The following is a 15,726-nucleotide window of genomic DNA, read 5'->3' as shown; positions in this document are numbered from 1 at the left end:
GCCTTCCCGACGATCGACAGCAGCAGGCGGATGCCATTGCCGAACATTCCCGTTTGATTCCGCTTGCCTTTTGCGCTGAAACAACAATTCGACCGCAACGATCGGAGACGATCGCCGTCACCACCGGCCGAAGCTTGCGAGCGACGATGCGAATTTGCTCAACTTCACATCAAGCCCTGCACAACGAGTTCCGATTTGGCGTAGACCGTCACAAATTTGCAACAGCCGCAGTGCGGAAGGCGAGATCACCGGCCGTCCAAGGACCGAATAGGCCTGGAAGCGGCCGCGACTCGCGATACCAAGCTTCCTGCCGAAGCGTTGGGCAAGGGATGACGCTTTTTCACACCTTACGCACCGGTTCAAACTAGCCCACTATTGAGGCATGTCATCCCATGCCAGCGTATCAACGAATGTTAGATCCGACGCCTAACGGCCTGCATTCCGGCGAGTCCCCGTTGCTCAGCACGGTCGGGCTCACCAAGCGTTATGGGGATTTCCTTGCCAACGATTCCATCAACATCGACATCTGGCCCAAGGAGATCCACGCGCTGCTGGGCGAAAACGGCGCCGGCAAGTCGACGCTGGTGAAGGCGATCTATGGGCTGATCCAGCCGAGCGCCGGCGAGATCCTCTGGCGGGGCACACCGATCGTGCTGTCCGGCCCGTCCGAGGCGCGCAGCCGCGGCATCGGCATGGTGTTCCAGCACTTCTCGCTGTTCGACAATCTGACCGTGGCGGAGAATGTCGCGCTCGGCCTCGACGGCAAGGAATCCTTCAGAGACATGTCGGCGCGGCTGGAGCAAGTGTCGAAGACCTATGGCCTGCCGCTCGATCCCAGGCGCGAGGTCTGGCAGCTCTCCGTCGGCGAGCGCCAGCGCATCGAGATCGTCCGCGCGCTGATGCAAGATCCGAAATTCCTGATCCTGGACGAGCCCACTGCCGTCCTGACGCCGCAGGAAGCCGACCAGCTCTTCCTCGTGCTGGAGCGGCTCAAGGCTGAAGGCCGCGCTATCCTCTACATCAGCCACAAGCTCGAGGAGGTGAAGCGGCTCTGCGACACTGCCACGATCCTGCGCGGGGGCAGGAAAATCCAGACCTGCAATCCCCGGCTCGAGACCGCCGCCTCGCTCGCACGCATGATGGTTGGCGGGGAGATCAGGGAAGTGAAATCGGCCGCGAGCCGTCAGACCACGATACCGCGCCTGGTCGTCAACGATCTCTCGCTCACCCCCGAAGAGGCGCACGGTGTGCGACTCCAGCATATCTCGTTCGAGCTGAAGGGCGGCGAAATCCTCGGCATCGCCGGTGTCGCCGGCAATGGCCAGGACGAGCTGTTTGCCGCATTGTCCGGCGAGCGGCTGTCGAAGGATCCCGGCACGGTCGTCATCGAAGGTATCGCCGCCGGCCACCTCTCGATCACCAAGCGGCGCAAGCTCGGCGCAGCCTTCGTGCCGGAGGAGCGGCTCGGCCATGGCACTGCCCCCCGCATGAAGCTATCGGAAAACGCACTCCTGACGGGGCACGCCGCCAGCGGCATGGTCAGCCACGGTTTCATCGACACGGCGGCCACGCTGGAGACAGTGGACCGCGCGACCGAGACCTTTGATGTGCGCAAGGCCAAGCGGGATCCGGAAGCGGCATCCCTTTCCGGCGGCAACCTGCAAAAATTCATCGTCGGCCGCGAGATCCTGCGCAACCCGGCCGTGTTGGTGGTCAGCCAGCCGACCTGGGGCGTCGATGCCGGCGCCGCCGCAGTCATCCGCCAAGCATTGCTTGATCTCGCAACGGCAGGCGCCGCCGTGCTGGTGACCAGCCAGGATCTCGACGAGCTCGTCGAGATCGCCGATCGCATCGCCGTGATGTTCCACGGCCGTCTGTCGGAGCCACTCGCCACGCGCGATGCAACACGCGAGAAGCTTGGTCTTCTCATGGGCGGCAGCAGCCTCGAGCCGAAGGAGGCCGCGCATGCAGTTGGTGCTTGAGAAACGAACTGAGCGCTCCAACACGATCGCGCTGGTCTCCCCGCTGGTTGCGATCGGCCTGACGATCGTGACCATGACCATCCTGTTTGCGGTCCTCGGCAAGAATCCCCTCCTCGCCTTGCATGCCTATTTCATCGCGCCCCTGACCGACAGCTATTCGCTCCAGGAAATCGCGGTGAAGGCGACGCCGCTGGTGATGATCGCGATCGGGTTGGCGCTCTGTTATCTCGCCAATGCCTGGAACATCGGTGCCGAGGGACAATTTTTGATCGGCGCCGTTGCTGGAAGCTGGATCGCGGTCAAGACGCAAGGCACCGACGCCGGCGTCTGGGTGCTGCCGGCGATGCTCGTGCTCGCCGCAGCCGCGGGCGCGCTCTATGCGCTGATCCCGGCGATCTGCAGGGTGAGGTTCGGCGCGAGCGAGATCCTGACCAGCCTGATGCTGGTCTATGTCGCCGACCTCTTCCTCGACTATCTCGTGCGCGGTCCCTGGCGTGACCCGAATGGCTTCAACTTCCCGACCACGGCGGAGTTCGATTCCGTCGCGACCGTGCCGCTTCTGATCGAAGGCGGCCGGCTGCATCTCGGCTCGATCATCGCGCTGCTCGTCGTCGCAGCGGCTGCGATCCTGCTCGGGCGCACCATCAAGGGATTCGAGATCCGCGTGGTCGGTGCTGCCCCGCGCGCGGCGCGGTTCGGCGGCTTCAACGCCAACCAGCTGATCATCCTGACCTTCGCGGTGTCGGGCGCACTGGCTGGCCTTGCCGGTATCATCGAGGTCGCCGGTCCCGTCGGACATCTCCAGCCCGGCATCTCGCCCGGCTACGGTTTCACTGCGATCATCGTCGCTTTCCTCGGCCGGTTGAATCCGCTTGGAATATTTATTGCAGGCCTCTTTCTCGCACTGACCTTTATCGGAGGCGAGCAGGCGCAGATCGCAATGAAGATTCCGTTGGACGTGACCAAGGTCTTCCAGGGCATCCTGCTGTTCTACGTGCTCGCCTGCGATTCCTTCATTCTCTATCGTTTCAAGCTGGTCTTCCCGAATCGACAGGTGGCTCGTGGAACTGGTTGAAGCCATCATCCTATCGGTGCTCGCCGCCTCGACACCACTCCTGATCGCGGCAACGGGTGAGCTCGTCACCGAACGTTCCGGCGTGCTCAACCTCGGCGTTGAAGGCATGATGATCGTGGGCGCCGCTTGCGGCTTTGCCGGCGCGTGGTTGACCGGATCAATCTTCATCGGCGCGCTGTTCGGCATGGTCGCGGGCACGCTGATGTCGCTGATCTTCGCCCTCATGGCGCTTGGCCTCGCCGTCAACCAGGTCGCCACGGGATTGGCACTGACCATCTTCGGCATCGGCCTGTCCGGCCTGATCGGTGCGGGCTTCGTTGGCGAACGCATCACGCCGGCGGCGCATCTTGCCATTCCCGGCCTTACCGAGATTCCCCTGATCGGCCGCGTGCTGTTCGGCGAAGACGCCTTCGTCTATTTCTCCATCGTACTCATCATCGGCGTCTGGTGGTTCCTCTACCGCACCCGCGCGGGATTGATCCTGCGTGCCTGCGGCGACAACCACGTCTCGGCACATGCGCTCGGCTATCCCGTGCTGCGCATTCGCACCTTTGCGGTGATGTTCGGTGGTGCCTGCGCCGGGCTTGCGGGAGCCTATCTGCCGCTCGCCTATACGCCGTTCTTCATTCCAGGCATGACCGCGGGCCGCGGCTGGATCGCGCTGGCGCTGGTCGTGTTCGCATCCTGGCGACCGGGCCGGCTCGTGGTCGGCGCCTACCTGTTCGGCGCGGTCACGATCCTCCAGTTGCATGCGCAAGGCTGGGGTGTCGGCATTCCCTCGCAATTCATGTCGGCGCTGCCGTATCTCGCGACCGTCATCGTGCTGGTCCTGCTCTCCCGCGCGCGGACTGGCGGCTCGACCGCACCGGCCGCGCTGGGCACCGTGTTCGTACCTGACCGTTAGCGTTTTCATTTCCACAGCGTGCGCGATGGGGCGCGCAGGTTGCGGATCGTGGCTTTCCCCTGATGTTTGGAGATTGATGATGAGGAAATCACTTCTTGCGCTGGCAACTGGCCTTCTGCTTGCCGGGAGCGTTAGCGCAGCCTCCGCTGCCGACAAATTGAAAGTCGGTTTCATTTACCTCGGTCCGATCGGCGATCTCGGCTGGACCTACCAGCACGATCAAGGACGCCTGGCGCTCGAGAAGGAGCTCGGCGACAAGATCGAGGTCACGTATCTCGAAAAAGTTCCCGAAGGCCCCGACGCCGAGCGCGCCATCGAGCAACTCGTCCGCGCCGGCAACAAGCTGATCTTCACGACATCCTTCGGCTATATGGATCCGACTTTAAAGGTCGCCAAGAAATATCCGAACGTGCATTTCGAGCACGCCACCGGCTACAAGCGCAACGCGAACATGTCGACGTATTCGTCGAAATGGTATCAGGGCCGCTACATTCAAGGCCTGATCGCGGCCAAGATGTCGAAGTCCGGCGTGCTCGGCTATATCGGCTCGTTCCCAATTCCGGAGGTCGTCTCCGGCATCAACGCGACGATACTCGCGGCGCAGACCATCAACCCCAACATCAAGGTCAAGATCATCTGGGCCAACACCTGGTTCGATCCGCCCAAGGAAGCCGACGCTGCGAAGGCGCTGATCGACCAGGGCGCTGACGTCATCATGCAGCACACGGACTCGCCGGCCGCGATGCAGATCGCCAGCGAACGCGGCAAGCTTGCCTTCGGTCAGGACTCCGAGATGATCAAGTTCGGCCCCAAGACCCAGCTGACCTCGATCCTCGACACCTGGGGCCCCTACTACATCGCCCGCGTCAAGGCTGAGCTCGACGGCACCTGGAAGTCGGAGGACACCTGGGGCGGCCTCGACAGCCACATGTTCGCGATGGCGCCGTATACCAACATGCCCGACGATGTGAAAAAGATCGCCGAGGATGCCCAGGCGGCGATCACCGCCGGCAAGCTGCACCCGTTCAAATGCCCGGTCATTGGGCAGGACGGCAAGGAGATCGAGTGCAAGGGCGGCGCCAATCTCGATGACGGCCAGATTCTCGGCATGAATTTCTACGTGAAGGGCATCGACGACAAGCTGCCGGGCAAGTAGCACGCTTCTTGCATTGCCTAAATCACCTGCTCCTCCCGGAGGAGGTTCGGAGGGGGTGGCCAGAAGCACCCGGCACTTGTGGTCGCCCCCTCCTTCTATTTTCCTATCCCACCTGCATCGCCCGCGCCGCAGCGCTGTGCCGGCGGACGAGATCGGCGACGTCCATCCCGGGGATCGCGCCGTCGACCACGGCCCAGTTCCCCGCCACCATCACCCGATCGGCCCGATACGCCCCACACAGCACCAATGCGGCCAAGGGATCGCCGTGGCCTGAGAAGCGCAGCTCATCGAGCCTGAATAGCGCGAGGTCGGCGGCCTTGCCGACCGCGATCTCGCCAAGCTCCGGCCGGCCGACGCAGGCCGCCGAGCCCTGGGTCGCCCAGCGCAGCGCATCCCTGTGACTGACCTTGCTCACGCCGTAGCGCGCCCGCTGCAGCAGGAAGGCCGCGCGCACCTCCTGCATCAGGTTGGATCCATCGTTGGAGGCCGAGCCGTCGACGCCGATGCCGATGCCGACACCAGCCTCCTCCATCTCGCAGACCGGGCAGCAGCCGGAGGCCAGCAGCTGGTTGCTGCACGCGCAGTGGCTGATGGTGGTCTTGGCCTTGCCGAGCCGTTTCATCTCGTCGGCGTTGAAAAAGATGCCATGGGCGAGCCAGGTTCGCGCATTGAGCCAGCCGCATTGTTCGAGATAGTCGAGCGGGCGGCAGCCGTACATCTGCTGGCAAAACTTGTTCTCGTCCTCGGTCTCGGCGAGATGAGTGTGCAGGCGCACGTCGAGCTTGTCGGCGAGTTCGGCGGTGGCGCGCATCAGTGATGTCGTCACCGAAAACGGCGAGCATGGCGCCAGCGCGATCTGCACCATCGCATCCGCACCGCGCTGGTGATGCCTCGCCACCACGCGCGCGCTGTCGGCGAGGATGGTGTCCTCGTCCTGCACGACGCTATCCGGCGGCAGGCCGCCGTCGCGCTGCGACAGGTTCATCGAGCCGCGCGTCAGCAGCACGCGCACGCCGAGCCGCTTTGCGACGCCGACCTCGATATCGACGGACTCCTCGAGCCCCGCCGGGAAGACGTAGTGATGATCGGTCGTGGTGGTGCAGCCCGACAGCAGCAGCTCGGACATCGCCACGGTGACACCGAGCTCCAGCGCCTCAGGCGTCAGCTTGGCCCAAATCGGGTACAGCGCCTGGAGCCAGGGGAACAGCTCGCGATCCATCGCCGCCGGCAGCGCCCGGGTCAGCGTCTGATAAAAATGATGATGGGTGTTGATGAGGCCCGGTAGCACGACATGCTCGCGCGCATCAAACACCGTGACATCTGCGGTCACGGGCGTTCCGCCGGCCGGCACGAGTTCGACGATGCGGCCCTCCCTCACGACGATTCCGCGCCCAGCGCCATCGGCGAGGATAGCCAGGGGATCCCTGATCCAGATCGGTCTTGCGTCGGTCATGCGCCTGCTTCTCCTGACATCCGCTGACGACGGGCCTGCAAGGCAAGGGCCAGCCCGAGAGCGTGATTACCGCGACTTGTTGTTGCCACTTGGCGCTGGTCTTGCAAGACTTTCCCTCGTGACAAATCACCCGGCGCAGGCGCTATCGCAGCCATGGACTTGAATACCATCACAGTGGTCTCCCATCCGCAAACCCGAGCCCAGTTGCCCGCCTGGACGCCAGGCGATGCTTGGCTCGCGGGCGGGACGTGGCTGTTCTCGGAGCCGCAGATCCACCTCACGCGGCTGATCGATCTTACTGATCTGAAATGGCCGGCACTGGCGATCACCGAAAGGCACCTCAGCATCGCCGCCACCTGCACGATCTCGCAGCTCGATGCGCTCGCCTGCCCGCCCGACTGGCTCGCCGCGCCGCTGATCAGCCAATGCTGCCGCGCCTTCCTCGCCTCCTTCAAGATCTGGAAGACGGCGACGGTGGGCGGCAATCTCTGCATGTCGCTGCCGGCGGGTCCAATGATCTCGCTTACCGCCGCACTCGACGGCGTCTGCACCATCTGGAAGGCCGGCGGCGGCGAACAGAGAATTGCCGTTGCCGAATTCGTCACGGGTAATCAGCGCAACCGCCTCTCGCCGGGCGACCTGCTGCGGCAGATCGACATTCCAATGGCTGCACTGAAACGCCGCTCCGCGTTTCGTCAGATCTCGCTTGCGCCGGTCGGCCGCTCGGCAGCGCTTCTGATCGGGAGCCTCGATGGCACCGGCGTGCTGAAGCTGACCGTGACCGCATCGACCGTGCGCCCGATCCTGCTGTCATTTCCAAGAGCGCCCGATGCGAGCACGCTTCGCACCGCCATCACCGACGAAATCACTGATGATCTCTATCATACCGACATTCATGGCAAACCCCTCTGGCGCAAGCACATGACGCTGCGACTGGCCGAGGAGATCCGGGCCGAACTCCTGGGTGCAACGACGCCATGAGCTTCGAGGTCAACGGCACGAACTTTCCGCAAGCGCCGCGCGCAGGCCAATGCCTGCGTACGTTCCTGCGGGAGCTCGGCCAGTTCGGAGTGAAGAAAGGCTGCGACGCCGGCGATTGCGGCGCCTGCACCGTTCTGCTCGACGGTGAGCCGGTGCACAGCTGTTTGATCCCGGCGTTTCGCGCGGAGGGGCGCGCGATCACCACGATCGAAGGACTCGCTGGTGACGGCGGTATGCACCCGATGCAGCAGGCCTTCCTCGACGCGCAAGGCTTCCAATGCGGCTTCTGCACCGCCGGCATGATCCTGACCTGCGCCGCGCTGAACCAGGCGCAGCGGACCGATCTCGGCGACGCGCTGAAGGGCAACATCTGCCGCTGCACCGGCTATCGCGCGATTGAGGACGCAATCCACGGCAAGACCAATGTCGAGGGATGCGTCGAGGCCGGCGACGCGTTCGGCCGCAACCTGCCAGCACCCGCAGGCCCCGACGTCGTCCGCGGCACGGCGCGCTACACGTTTGATACAGAGATCGACGGCCTGCTGCACGTCAAGCTGCTGCGCTCGCCGCATGCGCATGCCAAAATCGTCGCGATCGACAGATCGGCCGCGATGATTGTCCCCGGCGTGCACGCCATCCTGACGCATGAGGACGCACCTTCCGTGCTATTCTCGACGGCGCGGCACGAGAAGGACTGGATGGACCCTGAGGACACCCGGATCCTCGACAATGTCGTCCGGTTCATCGGCCAAAAGGTCGCGGCCATCGTCGCCGAGAGCGAGGGCGCGGCCGAGGAAGCCTGCCGAAGGCTGAAGGTCGACTACGAGATCTTGCCTGCGCTGATTGACCCTGAGCAGGCGATGACGCCGGGCGCGCCGCTCGTTCACCCTGATCGCACCAACGCGAACCGCGTTGCCGACGCGCAACGCAATCTTGTCGCGGAGATCCATGGCGAGTTCGGCGACGTCGCAGCAGCACTCGCCACATCCGCAGTCACATACGAGGCCACCTTTCACAGCCATCGCGTGCAGCACGCGGCGCTGGAGACCCATGGCGGCCTTGCGTGGCTGGATGAGGGCGGAACGCTCAACGTCCGCACCTCGACGCAGGTGCCGTTCCTGACCCGGCGCGCGCTTTCGGACATCTTTGGACTTCCCGTGGACAAAGTCCGCGTGTTCTGCGAGCGCGTCGGCGGCGGCTTTGGCGGCAAGCAGGAAATGTTCGTCGAGGATATTCTGGCGCTGGCCGCGCTAAAAACCGGGCGGCCGGTCAAGCTCGAGCTCACCCGCGAGGAGCAGTTCATCGCGACCTCGACGCGGCATCCGATGCGGGTTCACGTCAAGGCCGGCGCCGATGCCGATGGCAAGCTCACCGCGCTGCAGCTCGACGTGCTCTCCAATACGGGCGCCTACGGCAATCACGGCGGCTCCGTGATGTTCCACGCGGTGTCGGAATCCATTGCTGTCTACAACTGCCCGAACAAGCGGGTCGACGGTTTCGTCGTCTACACCAATACCGTCCCGGCGGGCGCGTTTCGCGGTTATGGCCTGCCGCAGAGCCTGATCGCGGTGGAAGCTGCGATCGACGAGCTGGCAAAGCAGCTCGGCATCAGCCCCTACGACATGCGCCGGCGCAACATCATCCGGGGCGGCGATCCCATGCTGTCGCCGCCGCCGTCCGAATATCACGACGTGCTCTACGGATCCTACGGGCTCGACCAGAGCATCGATCTTGTCGAGCGTGCGATGCAGGCCGATCAGCCGCAGCCCGAGCTGCCCGCGGAATGGCTGACCGGCGACGGCGTCGCGCTGACCATGATCGACACGGTGCCGCCCGCCGGCCACATCGCGGACGCGATGATCGCCCTCAACGACGATGGCGGTTTCGATCTCACCGTCGGCACCGCCGAGTTCGGTAACGGTACCAGCACCGTGCACCGGCAGATCGCAGCGACGATACTCGCGACCACCGTCGACAGGATCCGCCTGCGCCAGTCGGATACCGCGCATGGCGGCCACGACACCGGCGCCTATGGCAGCACCGGCATCTTCGTGGCCGGCAAGGCCACGCAGGCTGCCGCGATGCAACTTGCGACCGAGCTGAAGGCGGCCGCTGCCGGCGCGTGGCTTTGTGATGTCGGGACTTGCATCCTCGACGGTGGATTCGTCGTCAGCGGCGTGCGGCGCATGTCCTTTGCCGAGCTGGCGAAGCTCGCCCGCGAAGGCGGCCGACCGCTCGCGGCGCACGGTAATTCCGAGGGAACGCCGCGCTCGGTGGGCTTCAACGTGCACGGTTTTCGTGTCGCCGTGAACAAAGGCACCGGCGAGATCAAAATCTTGAGGAGCGTGCAGGCTGCCGATGCTGGCGTCGTCGCCAATCCCATGCAGTGCCGCGGCCAGGTCGAGGGCGGAGTGGCCCAGGCGCTAGGTGCGGCGCTCTACGAGGAGATGGTGATCGATGCGGATGGACGCGTCACCAATCCCAAATTCCGCGATTACCATCTGCCGTCCTTCGCGGATGTGCCGCGCACCGAGGTCTTCTTCGCCGAGACGTCCGACACCATCGGGCCACTCGGCGCGAAGTCGATGAGCGAGAGTCCGTACAATCCGGTTGCCGCCGCGCTCGGCAACGCGATTGCCGATGCCACGGGGATCCGCTTCACCGCACCGCCGTTCAAGCCGGACCGGCTGTTTCCGGCCCTGCACGCGAAGTTCGGCGACTAGCTCCCGCGATAGGTCGAATAGCTCCAGGGCGTCACCAGCAGGGGCACGTGATAGTGGCCCTCGGGCTCGCTGATCGCGAACCGCAGCGGGATCTCGTCGAGGAATGGCGGATCGGGGAGCTGCATGTTGCGCTCGGCGAAATATTTGGCGACATTGAACCGCAACTCGTAGCGGCCGATCGGCAGCGGGCGACCGCCGATCAGCGGCTGATCAGTGCGGCCGTCCGCATTGCTGATAGCGCGCGCGATCACGCGGCTCTCGCCGAGGCTTGCGAGTTCGACAAGCTCCACCGCGATCCCCGCTGCAGGCTTGCCGGCATGATTGTCCAGCACGTGCGTCGAGAGACGGCCATGCACTTTCAGCTTGTCGTCGGCGACGACAAGCTGATCGAGCCGCAGCGCCGAGATGCGGCCGATCTCCTCGATCGCGCGGCGCGTCTCGGTCTTCGCGATATTGCGCAGGCGCGCCTCGAAATCGTGCAGCACGGAATCCTTGGTGTGGCGCCGCACGCAGACGACATAGGGGAAGCCGAACTTTTCACGATAGGCATTGTTGACGCGCTCGAACGCCGTGTATTCGGCCTCCGACAGCCGGTCGAGGCCGGCGCTGTTCTGCTCGTCGGTCGATTCCGCCGTCAGGCCCGCGGCCCGCTGAGTCTTGTTGGCGAGATCGGGATGCGCCTGGATCAACGCCAGCTGCACGTCGGGTTCGGCAGCCTGGATCGCCGCCATCAGCGCGGCGTGCAGCTGATTGATGCCGGCAAACGGCCGCTGCGCCGCCAGTTGCTCGGCAATCCAGGGCGAATATTCGACGACATTGGCGAGCGCGGCGACGAAATCGGCCTTGCTTGCGGCGTTAAGATCAGCGAGCGAGATCAGCGGCATCGCCTCACCGGATCTCGAAGGCATCAGCCGCAAGATGCGCGTGTCTGTCGTGCCAATGCTGTGCGATCTGCAGCCGTGTCGGCACCCAGACGCGCTCATGCTTGCCGATATAGTCGAGGAAGCGGATCAGACCCGCGGCGCGTCCGGGCCGGCCGGCGAGACGGCAGTGCAGTCCTACCGACATCATCTTCGGCGCGGTCTCGCCTTCGGCATAGAGCACGTCGAAGGCATCTTTCAGATAGGTGTAGAATTGTTCGCCTTCGGCAAAGCCCTGCGGATTGATGAACCGCATGTCGTTGGCGTCGAGCGTGTACGGAATGATGAGCTGCTTGCCGTTCGTGCCCTTGACCCAATAGGGCAGGTCGTCGGCGTAGGAGTCGCATAGATAGAGGAAACCGCCCTCCTCCATCAGCAGACGGTTGGTGTTGATCGACGAGCGGCCGGTGTACCAGCCGAGCGGCCGCGCACCGGTGGCCTCGGTGTGGACGCGAATCGACTCGGCAATCTCGGCGCGCTCCTGCGCTTCCGTCATGTCCTTGTGCTCGATCCACTTCAGGCTGTGGCTCGCGATGTCCCAGCCCGCCTCCTTCATCGCCGCGACGATTTCCGGATTGCGCTTCAGCGCGGTGGCGACGCCGAACACGGTAGTCGGCCATTTGCGTTCGCTGAACATCCGCCACAGCCGCCAGAAGCCGGCGCGCGAGCCATATTCGAACATGGATTCGATATTGGCATGGCGCTGGCCCGGCCAGGGCTGTGCGCCGAGCACGTCGGAGAGGAACGCTTCGGAGGCGCGGTCGCCGTGCAAAATGTTGTTCTCGCCGCCCTCCTCGAAATTGACCACGAACTGCACCGCGACCCGCGCGTTGCCAGGCCATTGCGGATGCGGCGGATTGCGGCCGTAGCCGCGGAGATCGCGCGGGTAGCTTGTATCGGTCACTCAGATTTCCTCGAAGCGGATCGGCAACGCGCCCTTCCACAGCACGCTCTTGCCCAGTGTTGCCAGGTTCTCCAGGTCCGAGGTCACCGTGATGAAGTGATTGCCGGCGAGCTGGCCCATTTTGCTGGCAAAGCGGACGCCACCATAGGCCATCAGGATCTCGGTTTCGCTGATGCCGCCGGGGTAGAGGATGATCTGTCCCGGCGCGGGATAGCTGGTGTGGTTCTCATAATCGACGCCGAAATCGAGATCGCCGAGCGGCATCCAGACGCCTTCGCCGCTCCAGCGCACATGGATGATGTGGCTCTCGAACGGCAGTGTCTTGCGGAATGCCGCGACGGTCTTGGGCGCCGCCTGCTCCTCGAAGCGAGCATCGAAGGTGAAATCACCGGCGCGAATAACGAGTTTGCTCATCTCATTTCTCGGGGTCGGGGACGATGTTCGCCCCGCGGAAGCTTCCAAGCAAGAGCATTCCAGCGGGCTTCGCGCAAGTGGCGTTGGACCCCTCACCTCCGGTCGTAAGACCAGCCGAACAAGCCGCTCCGCCGCACCTCCGGCACCGGCTCTGCGGCCGGTGCCTCCTTTAGTTCCGCCTGCGGCGGGGGCAGCGGAGGCGCCGGCAGGCTCTCGCATTTCATGGAATAGACCAGCTTGCCGTCTGCGGTGCGCCCGATCGGTGCGCAGGGGTCGGGATGCGCCGCCGAGGTCCTGGCAGCGGGTTTCACCTGCGCCGCGGCCGGCGAGACCATCAAAAGCAGCACCAGCAGATATTTCGACATCGTTGCCGCGCCTGAAACCCGGTTGCGGCATTCAACCGGATTGTGTCGGGCAAGTCCATCGGGGCTAGCAGGGCTGCCGAATATTTAACCGGCACTGCTGCGCGGCCCCTTCCCATGTCCGGATGCGCCGCGACGCGCAGTGCCGTGGGGTGGGCAAAGACGCAAAGCGTCGACCCCACCAATTCGGTATCGGCAAGATGGTGGGCACGCTTCGCTTTGCCCACGCTACGACAGCCGGGCGTGTGACACGCAGTTCAATTCGCAGACACGCCTCAGCAGCCTCGCGGCGCATCTCGCCCGAGCTTTGCTTGATCTCTCTGCATTTCAGTAATGCGAAATGCTTTGCCGGAAGGGATCGACCGGCCAGGCGACACGGCACCTTAGCCCGGATTTCGCTGCGCTCCATCCGGATTACTTTAGCCGTCAGTACGGATTGTAGTAATACCGCGGGCCACCATAGTAGCCGTAGCCGGGCCCCGGCCCATAATAGCGCGGGCCGCCATAGTAATAATTGTCGTAGTACTCCTGGCGGCGGCTCTCGGCGATCGCGCCGCCGATCAATCCGGCAGCGGCGCCCATGAAGGCGAGGCCCGCAGCGCTCGGTCCGCGCCGATAATAGTGACGACGTCGCGCAGCACTGAAATCAGTCGCGCTGGATGAGCCCTGCCACGCCACGGCGGCGGTCGCGGGCGCCACCTTGGCCGGCATTGGGGACGCGGCAGCCGAAGGCGACATGGATGCCGCGACCAAGGCGACGCTGGCGAACACGGCCAGCGCAGCGCTGCGGCCAACTCTCGAATTCACGGGCCTGACACTCATCTTGACGTCCTCATCTCTCGCCAAAGAAAAGATACGGAAACAACGTATAATGCGCAAAGTACTGAGATGGTTTCGTGATCGCGGCAATCTGCCACGCTTTGAACGATTATAAACCGCACCACCAGCTCCAGCTTGCCCCATTCAACCTGAGCGGATAATGAACGGGCGCGCCGTTTCTCGGCTGCCGTAAGCGTTCAACGTGAACCAACGCATCAACCGACGCCGTCGGGATCGATGCCATTTGCAGGGTTCAACGTGACTGACGCGTCCTTTTCCTTGAGAGAAATCAGATGATTGCGGTTCGCAAACTGCCGGCGCGCTATGCGCCGATCGTGATGCCGTTCGTGCTGTCCATCCTCATGACGGCCGTGGTGTCGGTCATTTCGACGCTTCGAAGTCTTGGTGCTACGCCGGCCTTCATCGCGACCTGGCCGGGCGCCTGGGCGCTGTCATGGCTCGTCGCCTTTCCAACACTGCTGTTGGTGCTGCCACTGGTCCGCCGGATCGTGGTATTCCTCGTCGCGAGCCCTGCCCAACCGGGCCGATAACCGGCGCGGACGGCGCCTCACGCGCCGTCCCGCTTTCGGGATCGTCACCCAGAGAGGCGATCGTCTCCCATCATACGTTCAGGCCCGGTAGCTCCAGTATTTGCGGAGCGCATCGCCTGCGGCCTGGAGATCGAAGCGCTGGTCGGGGGCGAGTTGCTGCGCGATCAGATTGAACATGTCGTTCAGGATCGAGCGTTTCTCGCCGAAATAGGAATGGTGCAGACCGACCAGGCTGGTGTCGACCAGCGACGCATCGATCGTATCGACGCCGTCGACGATTGTCAGGGCATCGCCGGCCTCACCTGCCCGGGGATAGCCGTGCACGAATTTCGAGGCGAGAAGCGCGACGTCGCGGGACGAGGCATAGAGCGTCACGCGTGCGGCGCAGCCTTTGAACTTTGCCGCGAGCTGAATAAAACGGTCGCGATCGATGTCCGGCGCGGCAAAGATGATTTGGCCGAGCTTTGCGGCGACCGCCGGCAGCTGCCACGACGTGACGCGCTCGAGCGTGTTGATCACCGCCCGGTTGCCCATGCTGTGGGCGATGATGTGCACCTTGCCGGCGCCGATCTCCCCGAGCGCGAGTTGGAGAAACGCCTCGAAATGATCGCGCGACCAATCGATCGTGCTCTCATCCACGGTGTACTTCTTGGTGTCCGCCGCCGACGCCCAGCTGTACAGCAGCGTCCTGCCGGCGAATTTCAAGTCCACGGCAAGCTGCGCGGCGCGGCGCGCTGCATCAACGAACGTCACGTTGTAACCGTGCACGAAGATCAGGGCGTCGTGCACATCTGCAGCTGCAAGCGAGTCCTTCAGGCTCGTGACGAAGACGTCCCGGCCAAGCGCGCCGACGCTTTTGAGGATCACATGCTTTTCCGGATTGGCCGAGAACTCGAGACGCCACCAGCTGGGACTGGTGAGCTCGCCGAGGTCGCGGCCGCGCGTGGGCACGCTGACCTCCGCGACACCGAAGGACAGCGCGCCGCGCTCGCCCCGGAAATAGTTCGCCGGTGTATCGTCGCCCCGGGCGCGGTCGGTGCCATAGAAAACGGGGATGGTGACGACCCCAGTGGCCTCGTCTGTGCTCGGCTGGACAATGTCCGGGACCGTAGGCGTCACCCGGCCGCGGCGGGTCACGGTCTCCCTGGCGGCAGCGGGCGCCGCCATGTCTGCCATCACGCGCTCGACAAGTTCAATGGCCGGCGGCTCCGCGAGCAGGCGCACGACCAGCAGGTCGAGCGCCTGCCGAAGCTTGTCCGGGTCTTCGCCGCGGCTGGCACGACTGGCCAGCTCAAGCAATTCCTCGCCGTAAGGAGGCCATTTGTCGCCGAGCAGATCCCTCAACCGCGGCCCGAGTTCGAGCAAGGCAAGCAACAGGCGAAGCGTGTCCGACATCGCACGGCCCTCGTCGCTGACTGCGGCCTGGGCACCAGCCCGGCCGTCAGCCCCCAGCCTAGAGGTTGTGAACGATCTGGCAAGTCC

At 64.2% G+C, this 15,726-nt stretch carries 14 protein-coding genes; 7 read left to right on the top strand and 7 right to left on the bottom strand.

The window, feature by feature from the left end; all coding sequences use genetic code 11:
- Nucleotides 1-410: 410 nt before the first annotated feature.
- The 4 genes from ACWAT4_RS13175 (at nt 411) to ACWAT4_RS13160 (ending at nt 5,117) form a co-directional block, all read left to right on the top strand.
- A complete protein-coding gene (locus ACWAT4_RS13175) occupies nt 411-1,982 on the top strand; it encodes an ABC transporter ATP-binding protein (RefSeq protein ID WP_212301415.1) in 1,572 nt (523 codons plus the stop codon).
- A complete protein-coding gene (locus ACWAT4_RS13170) occupies nt 1,966-3,057 on the top strand; it encodes an ABC transporter permease (protein ID WP_212301416.1) in 1,092 nt (363 codons plus the stop codon). Before ACWAT4_RS13175 ends, ACWAT4_RS13170 begins: the two co-directional genes overlap by 17 nt.
- Entirely contained in the window at nt 3,044-3,961 is a 918-nt protein-coding gene (locus ACWAT4_RS13165; protein WP_212301417.1) for an ABC transporter permease, read from the top strand. Before ACWAT4_RS13170 ends, ACWAT4_RS13165 begins: the two co-directional genes overlap by 14 nt.
- A gap of 79 nt (nt 3,962-4,040) precedes the next feature.
- Nucleotides 4,041-5,117, top strand: a complete 1,077-nt coding sequence (locus ACWAT4_RS13160; protein ID WP_212301418.1) for a BMP family ABC transporter substrate-binding protein — start codon at nt 4,041-4,043, stop codon at nt 5,115-5,117.
- A gap of 103 nt (nt 5,118-5,220) precedes the next feature.
- On the opposite strand, the gene ACWAT4_RS13155 is transcribed toward ACWAT4_RS13160, so the two are convergent.
- Entirely contained in the window at nt 5,221-6,570 is a 1,350-nt protein-coding gene (locus ACWAT4_RS13155) for an 8-oxoguanine deaminase (protein ID WP_449730717.1), read from the bottom strand.
- A 153-nt stretch (nt 6,571-6,723) separates the two neighbouring features.
- On the opposite strand from ACWAT4_RS13155, the gene ACWAT4_RS13150 reads away from it, so the two are divergent.
- Together ACWAT4_RS13150 and ACWAT4_RS13145 are read left to right on the top strand one after the other, a co-directional pair.
- A complete protein-coding gene (locus tag ACWAT4_RS13150) occupies nt 6,724-7,551 on the top strand; it encodes an FAD binding domain-containing protein (protein ID WP_449730716.1) in 828 nt (275 codons plus the stop codon).
- Nucleotides 7,548-10,274 (top strand): molybdopterin-dependent oxidoreductase, encoded by a 2,727-nt coding sequence (locus ACWAT4_RS13145; RefSeq protein WP_449730715.1) that lies wholly within the window; start codon nt 7,548-7,550, stop codon nt 10,272-10,274. The genes ACWAT4_RS13150 and ACWAT4_RS13145 overlap by 4 nt, the downstream gene beginning before the upstream one ends.
- Here ACWAT4_RS13145 and uraD read toward each other — a convergent pair.
- The 5 genes from uraD to ACWAT4_RS13120 all read right to left on the bottom strand — a co-directional run bounded on the left by uraD (nt 10,271) and on the right by ACWAT4_RS13120 (nt 13,696).
- Nucleotides 10,271-11,158 (bottom strand): 2-oxo-4-hydroxy-4-carboxy-5-ureidoimidazoline decarboxylase, encoded by an 888-nt coding sequence (gene uraD, locus ACWAT4_RS13140; protein WP_449730714.1) that lies wholly within the window; start codon nt 11,156-11,158, stop codon nt 10,271-10,273. The two genes, ACWAT4_RS13145 and uraD, sit on opposite strands and share 4 nt — an antisense overlap.
- A 4-nt stretch (nt 11,159-11,162) precedes the next feature.
- Nucleotides 11,163-12,098: an allantoinase PuuE gene (gene puuE / locus ACWAT4_RS13135; protein ID WP_212425525.1), complete on the bottom strand. Its 936-nt coding sequence runs from the start codon at nt 12,096-12,098 to the stop codon at nt 11,163-11,165.
- Nucleotides 12,099-12,512: a DUF3830 family protein gene (locus ACWAT4_RS13130; RefSeq protein ID WP_212301423.1), complete on the bottom strand. Its 414-nt coding sequence runs from the start codon at nt 12,510-12,512 to the stop codon at nt 12,099-12,101.
- Nucleotides 12,513-12,604: 92 nt separating this feature from the next.
- On the bottom strand, nt 12,605-12,877 hold the full coding sequence (locus tag ACWAT4_RS13125; RefSeq protein ID WP_449730713.1) for a hypothetical protein: 273 nt from the start codon (nt 12,875-12,877) through the stop codon (nt 12,605-12,607).
- 423 nt (nt 12,878-13,300) lie between these two features.
- Entirely contained in the window at nt 13,301-13,696 is a 396-nt protein-coding gene (locus tag ACWAT4_RS13120) for a hypothetical protein (protein ID WP_449730712.1), read from the bottom strand.
- Nucleotides 13,697-13,986: 290 nt separating this feature from the next.
- Between ACWAT4_RS13120 and ACWAT4_RS13115 the strand changes: the two genes are divergently transcribed.
- On the top strand, nt 13,987-14,244 hold the full coding sequence (locus tag ACWAT4_RS13115) for a DUF2798 domain-containing protein (protein WP_212425522.1): 258 nt from the start codon (nt 13,987-13,989) through the stop codon (nt 14,242-14,244).
- 78 nt (nt 14,245-14,322) lie between these two features.
- Here the strand turns inward: ACWAT4_RS13115 and ACWAT4_RS13110 are convergent, their stop codons facing one another.
- The gene (locus ACWAT4_RS13110; protein WP_212301427.1) at nt 14,323-15,639 is read right to left on the bottom strand and encodes an alpha/beta hydrolase; all 1,317 of its coding nucleotides are present in this window, start codon (nt 15,637-15,639) and stop codon (nt 14,323-14,325) included.
- Nucleotides 15,640-15,726: the final 87 nt, after the last annotated feature.

Source organism: Bradyrhizobium sp. T-1, from assembly GCF_053592855.1.
Note: the sequence above shows the minus strand (reverse complement) of the source record. Positions and strands in the feature narration are given on the sequence as shown.

Excerpts from the sequence above, each read along its gene's own strand:
- ACWAT4_RS13175 (WP_212301415.1), top strand. The coding sequence starts at position 411 with ATGTTAGATCCGACGCCTAACGGCCTGCATTCCGGCGAGTCCCCGTTG.
- ACWAT4_RS13170 (WP_212301416.1), top strand. The coding sequence starts at position 1,966 with ATGCAGTTGGTGCTTGAGAAACGAACTGAGCGCTCCAACACGATCGCG.
- ACWAT4_RS13160 (WP_212301418.1), top strand. The coding sequence starts at position 4,041 with ATGAGGAAATCACTTCTTGCGCTGGCAACTGGCCTTCTGCTTGCCGGG.
- ACWAT4_RS13155 (WP_449730717.1), bottom strand. The coding sequence starts at position 6,570 with ATGACCGACGCAAGACCGATCTGGATCAGGGATCCCCTGGCTATCCTC.
- ACWAT4_RS13150 (WP_449730716.1), top strand. The coding sequence starts at position 6,724 with ATGGACTTGAATACCATCACAGTGGTCTCCCATCCGCAAACCCGAGCC.
- ACWAT4_RS13145 (WP_449730715.1), top strand. The coding sequence starts at position 7,548 with ATGAGCTTCGAGGTCAACGGCACGAACTTTCCGCAAGCGCCGCGCGCA.
- uraD (WP_449730714.1), bottom strand. The coding sequence starts at position 11,158 with ATGCCGCTGATCTCGCTCGCTGATCTTAACGCCGCAAGCAAGGCCGAT.
- ACWAT4_RS13130 (WP_212301423.1), bottom strand. The coding sequence starts at position 12,512 with ATGAGCAAACTCGTTATTCGCGCCGGTGATTTCACCTTCGATGCTCGC.
- ACWAT4_RS13125 (WP_449730713.1), bottom strand. The coding sequence starts at position 12,877 with ATGTCGAAATATCTGCTGGTGCTGCTTTTGATGGTCTCGCCGGCCGCG.
- ACWAT4_RS13120 (WP_449730712.1), bottom strand. The coding sequence starts at position 13,696 with ATGAGTGTCAGGCCCGTGAATTCGAGAGTTGGCCGCAGCGCTGCGCTG.
- ACWAT4_RS13115 (WP_212425522.1), top strand. The coding sequence starts at position 13,987 with ATGATTGCGGTTCGCAAACTGCCGGCGCGCTATGCGCCGATCGTGATG.
- ACWAT4_RS13110 (WP_212301427.1), bottom strand. The coding sequence starts at position 15,639 with ATGTCGGACACGCTTCGCCTGTTGCTTGCCTTGCTCGAACTCGGGCCG.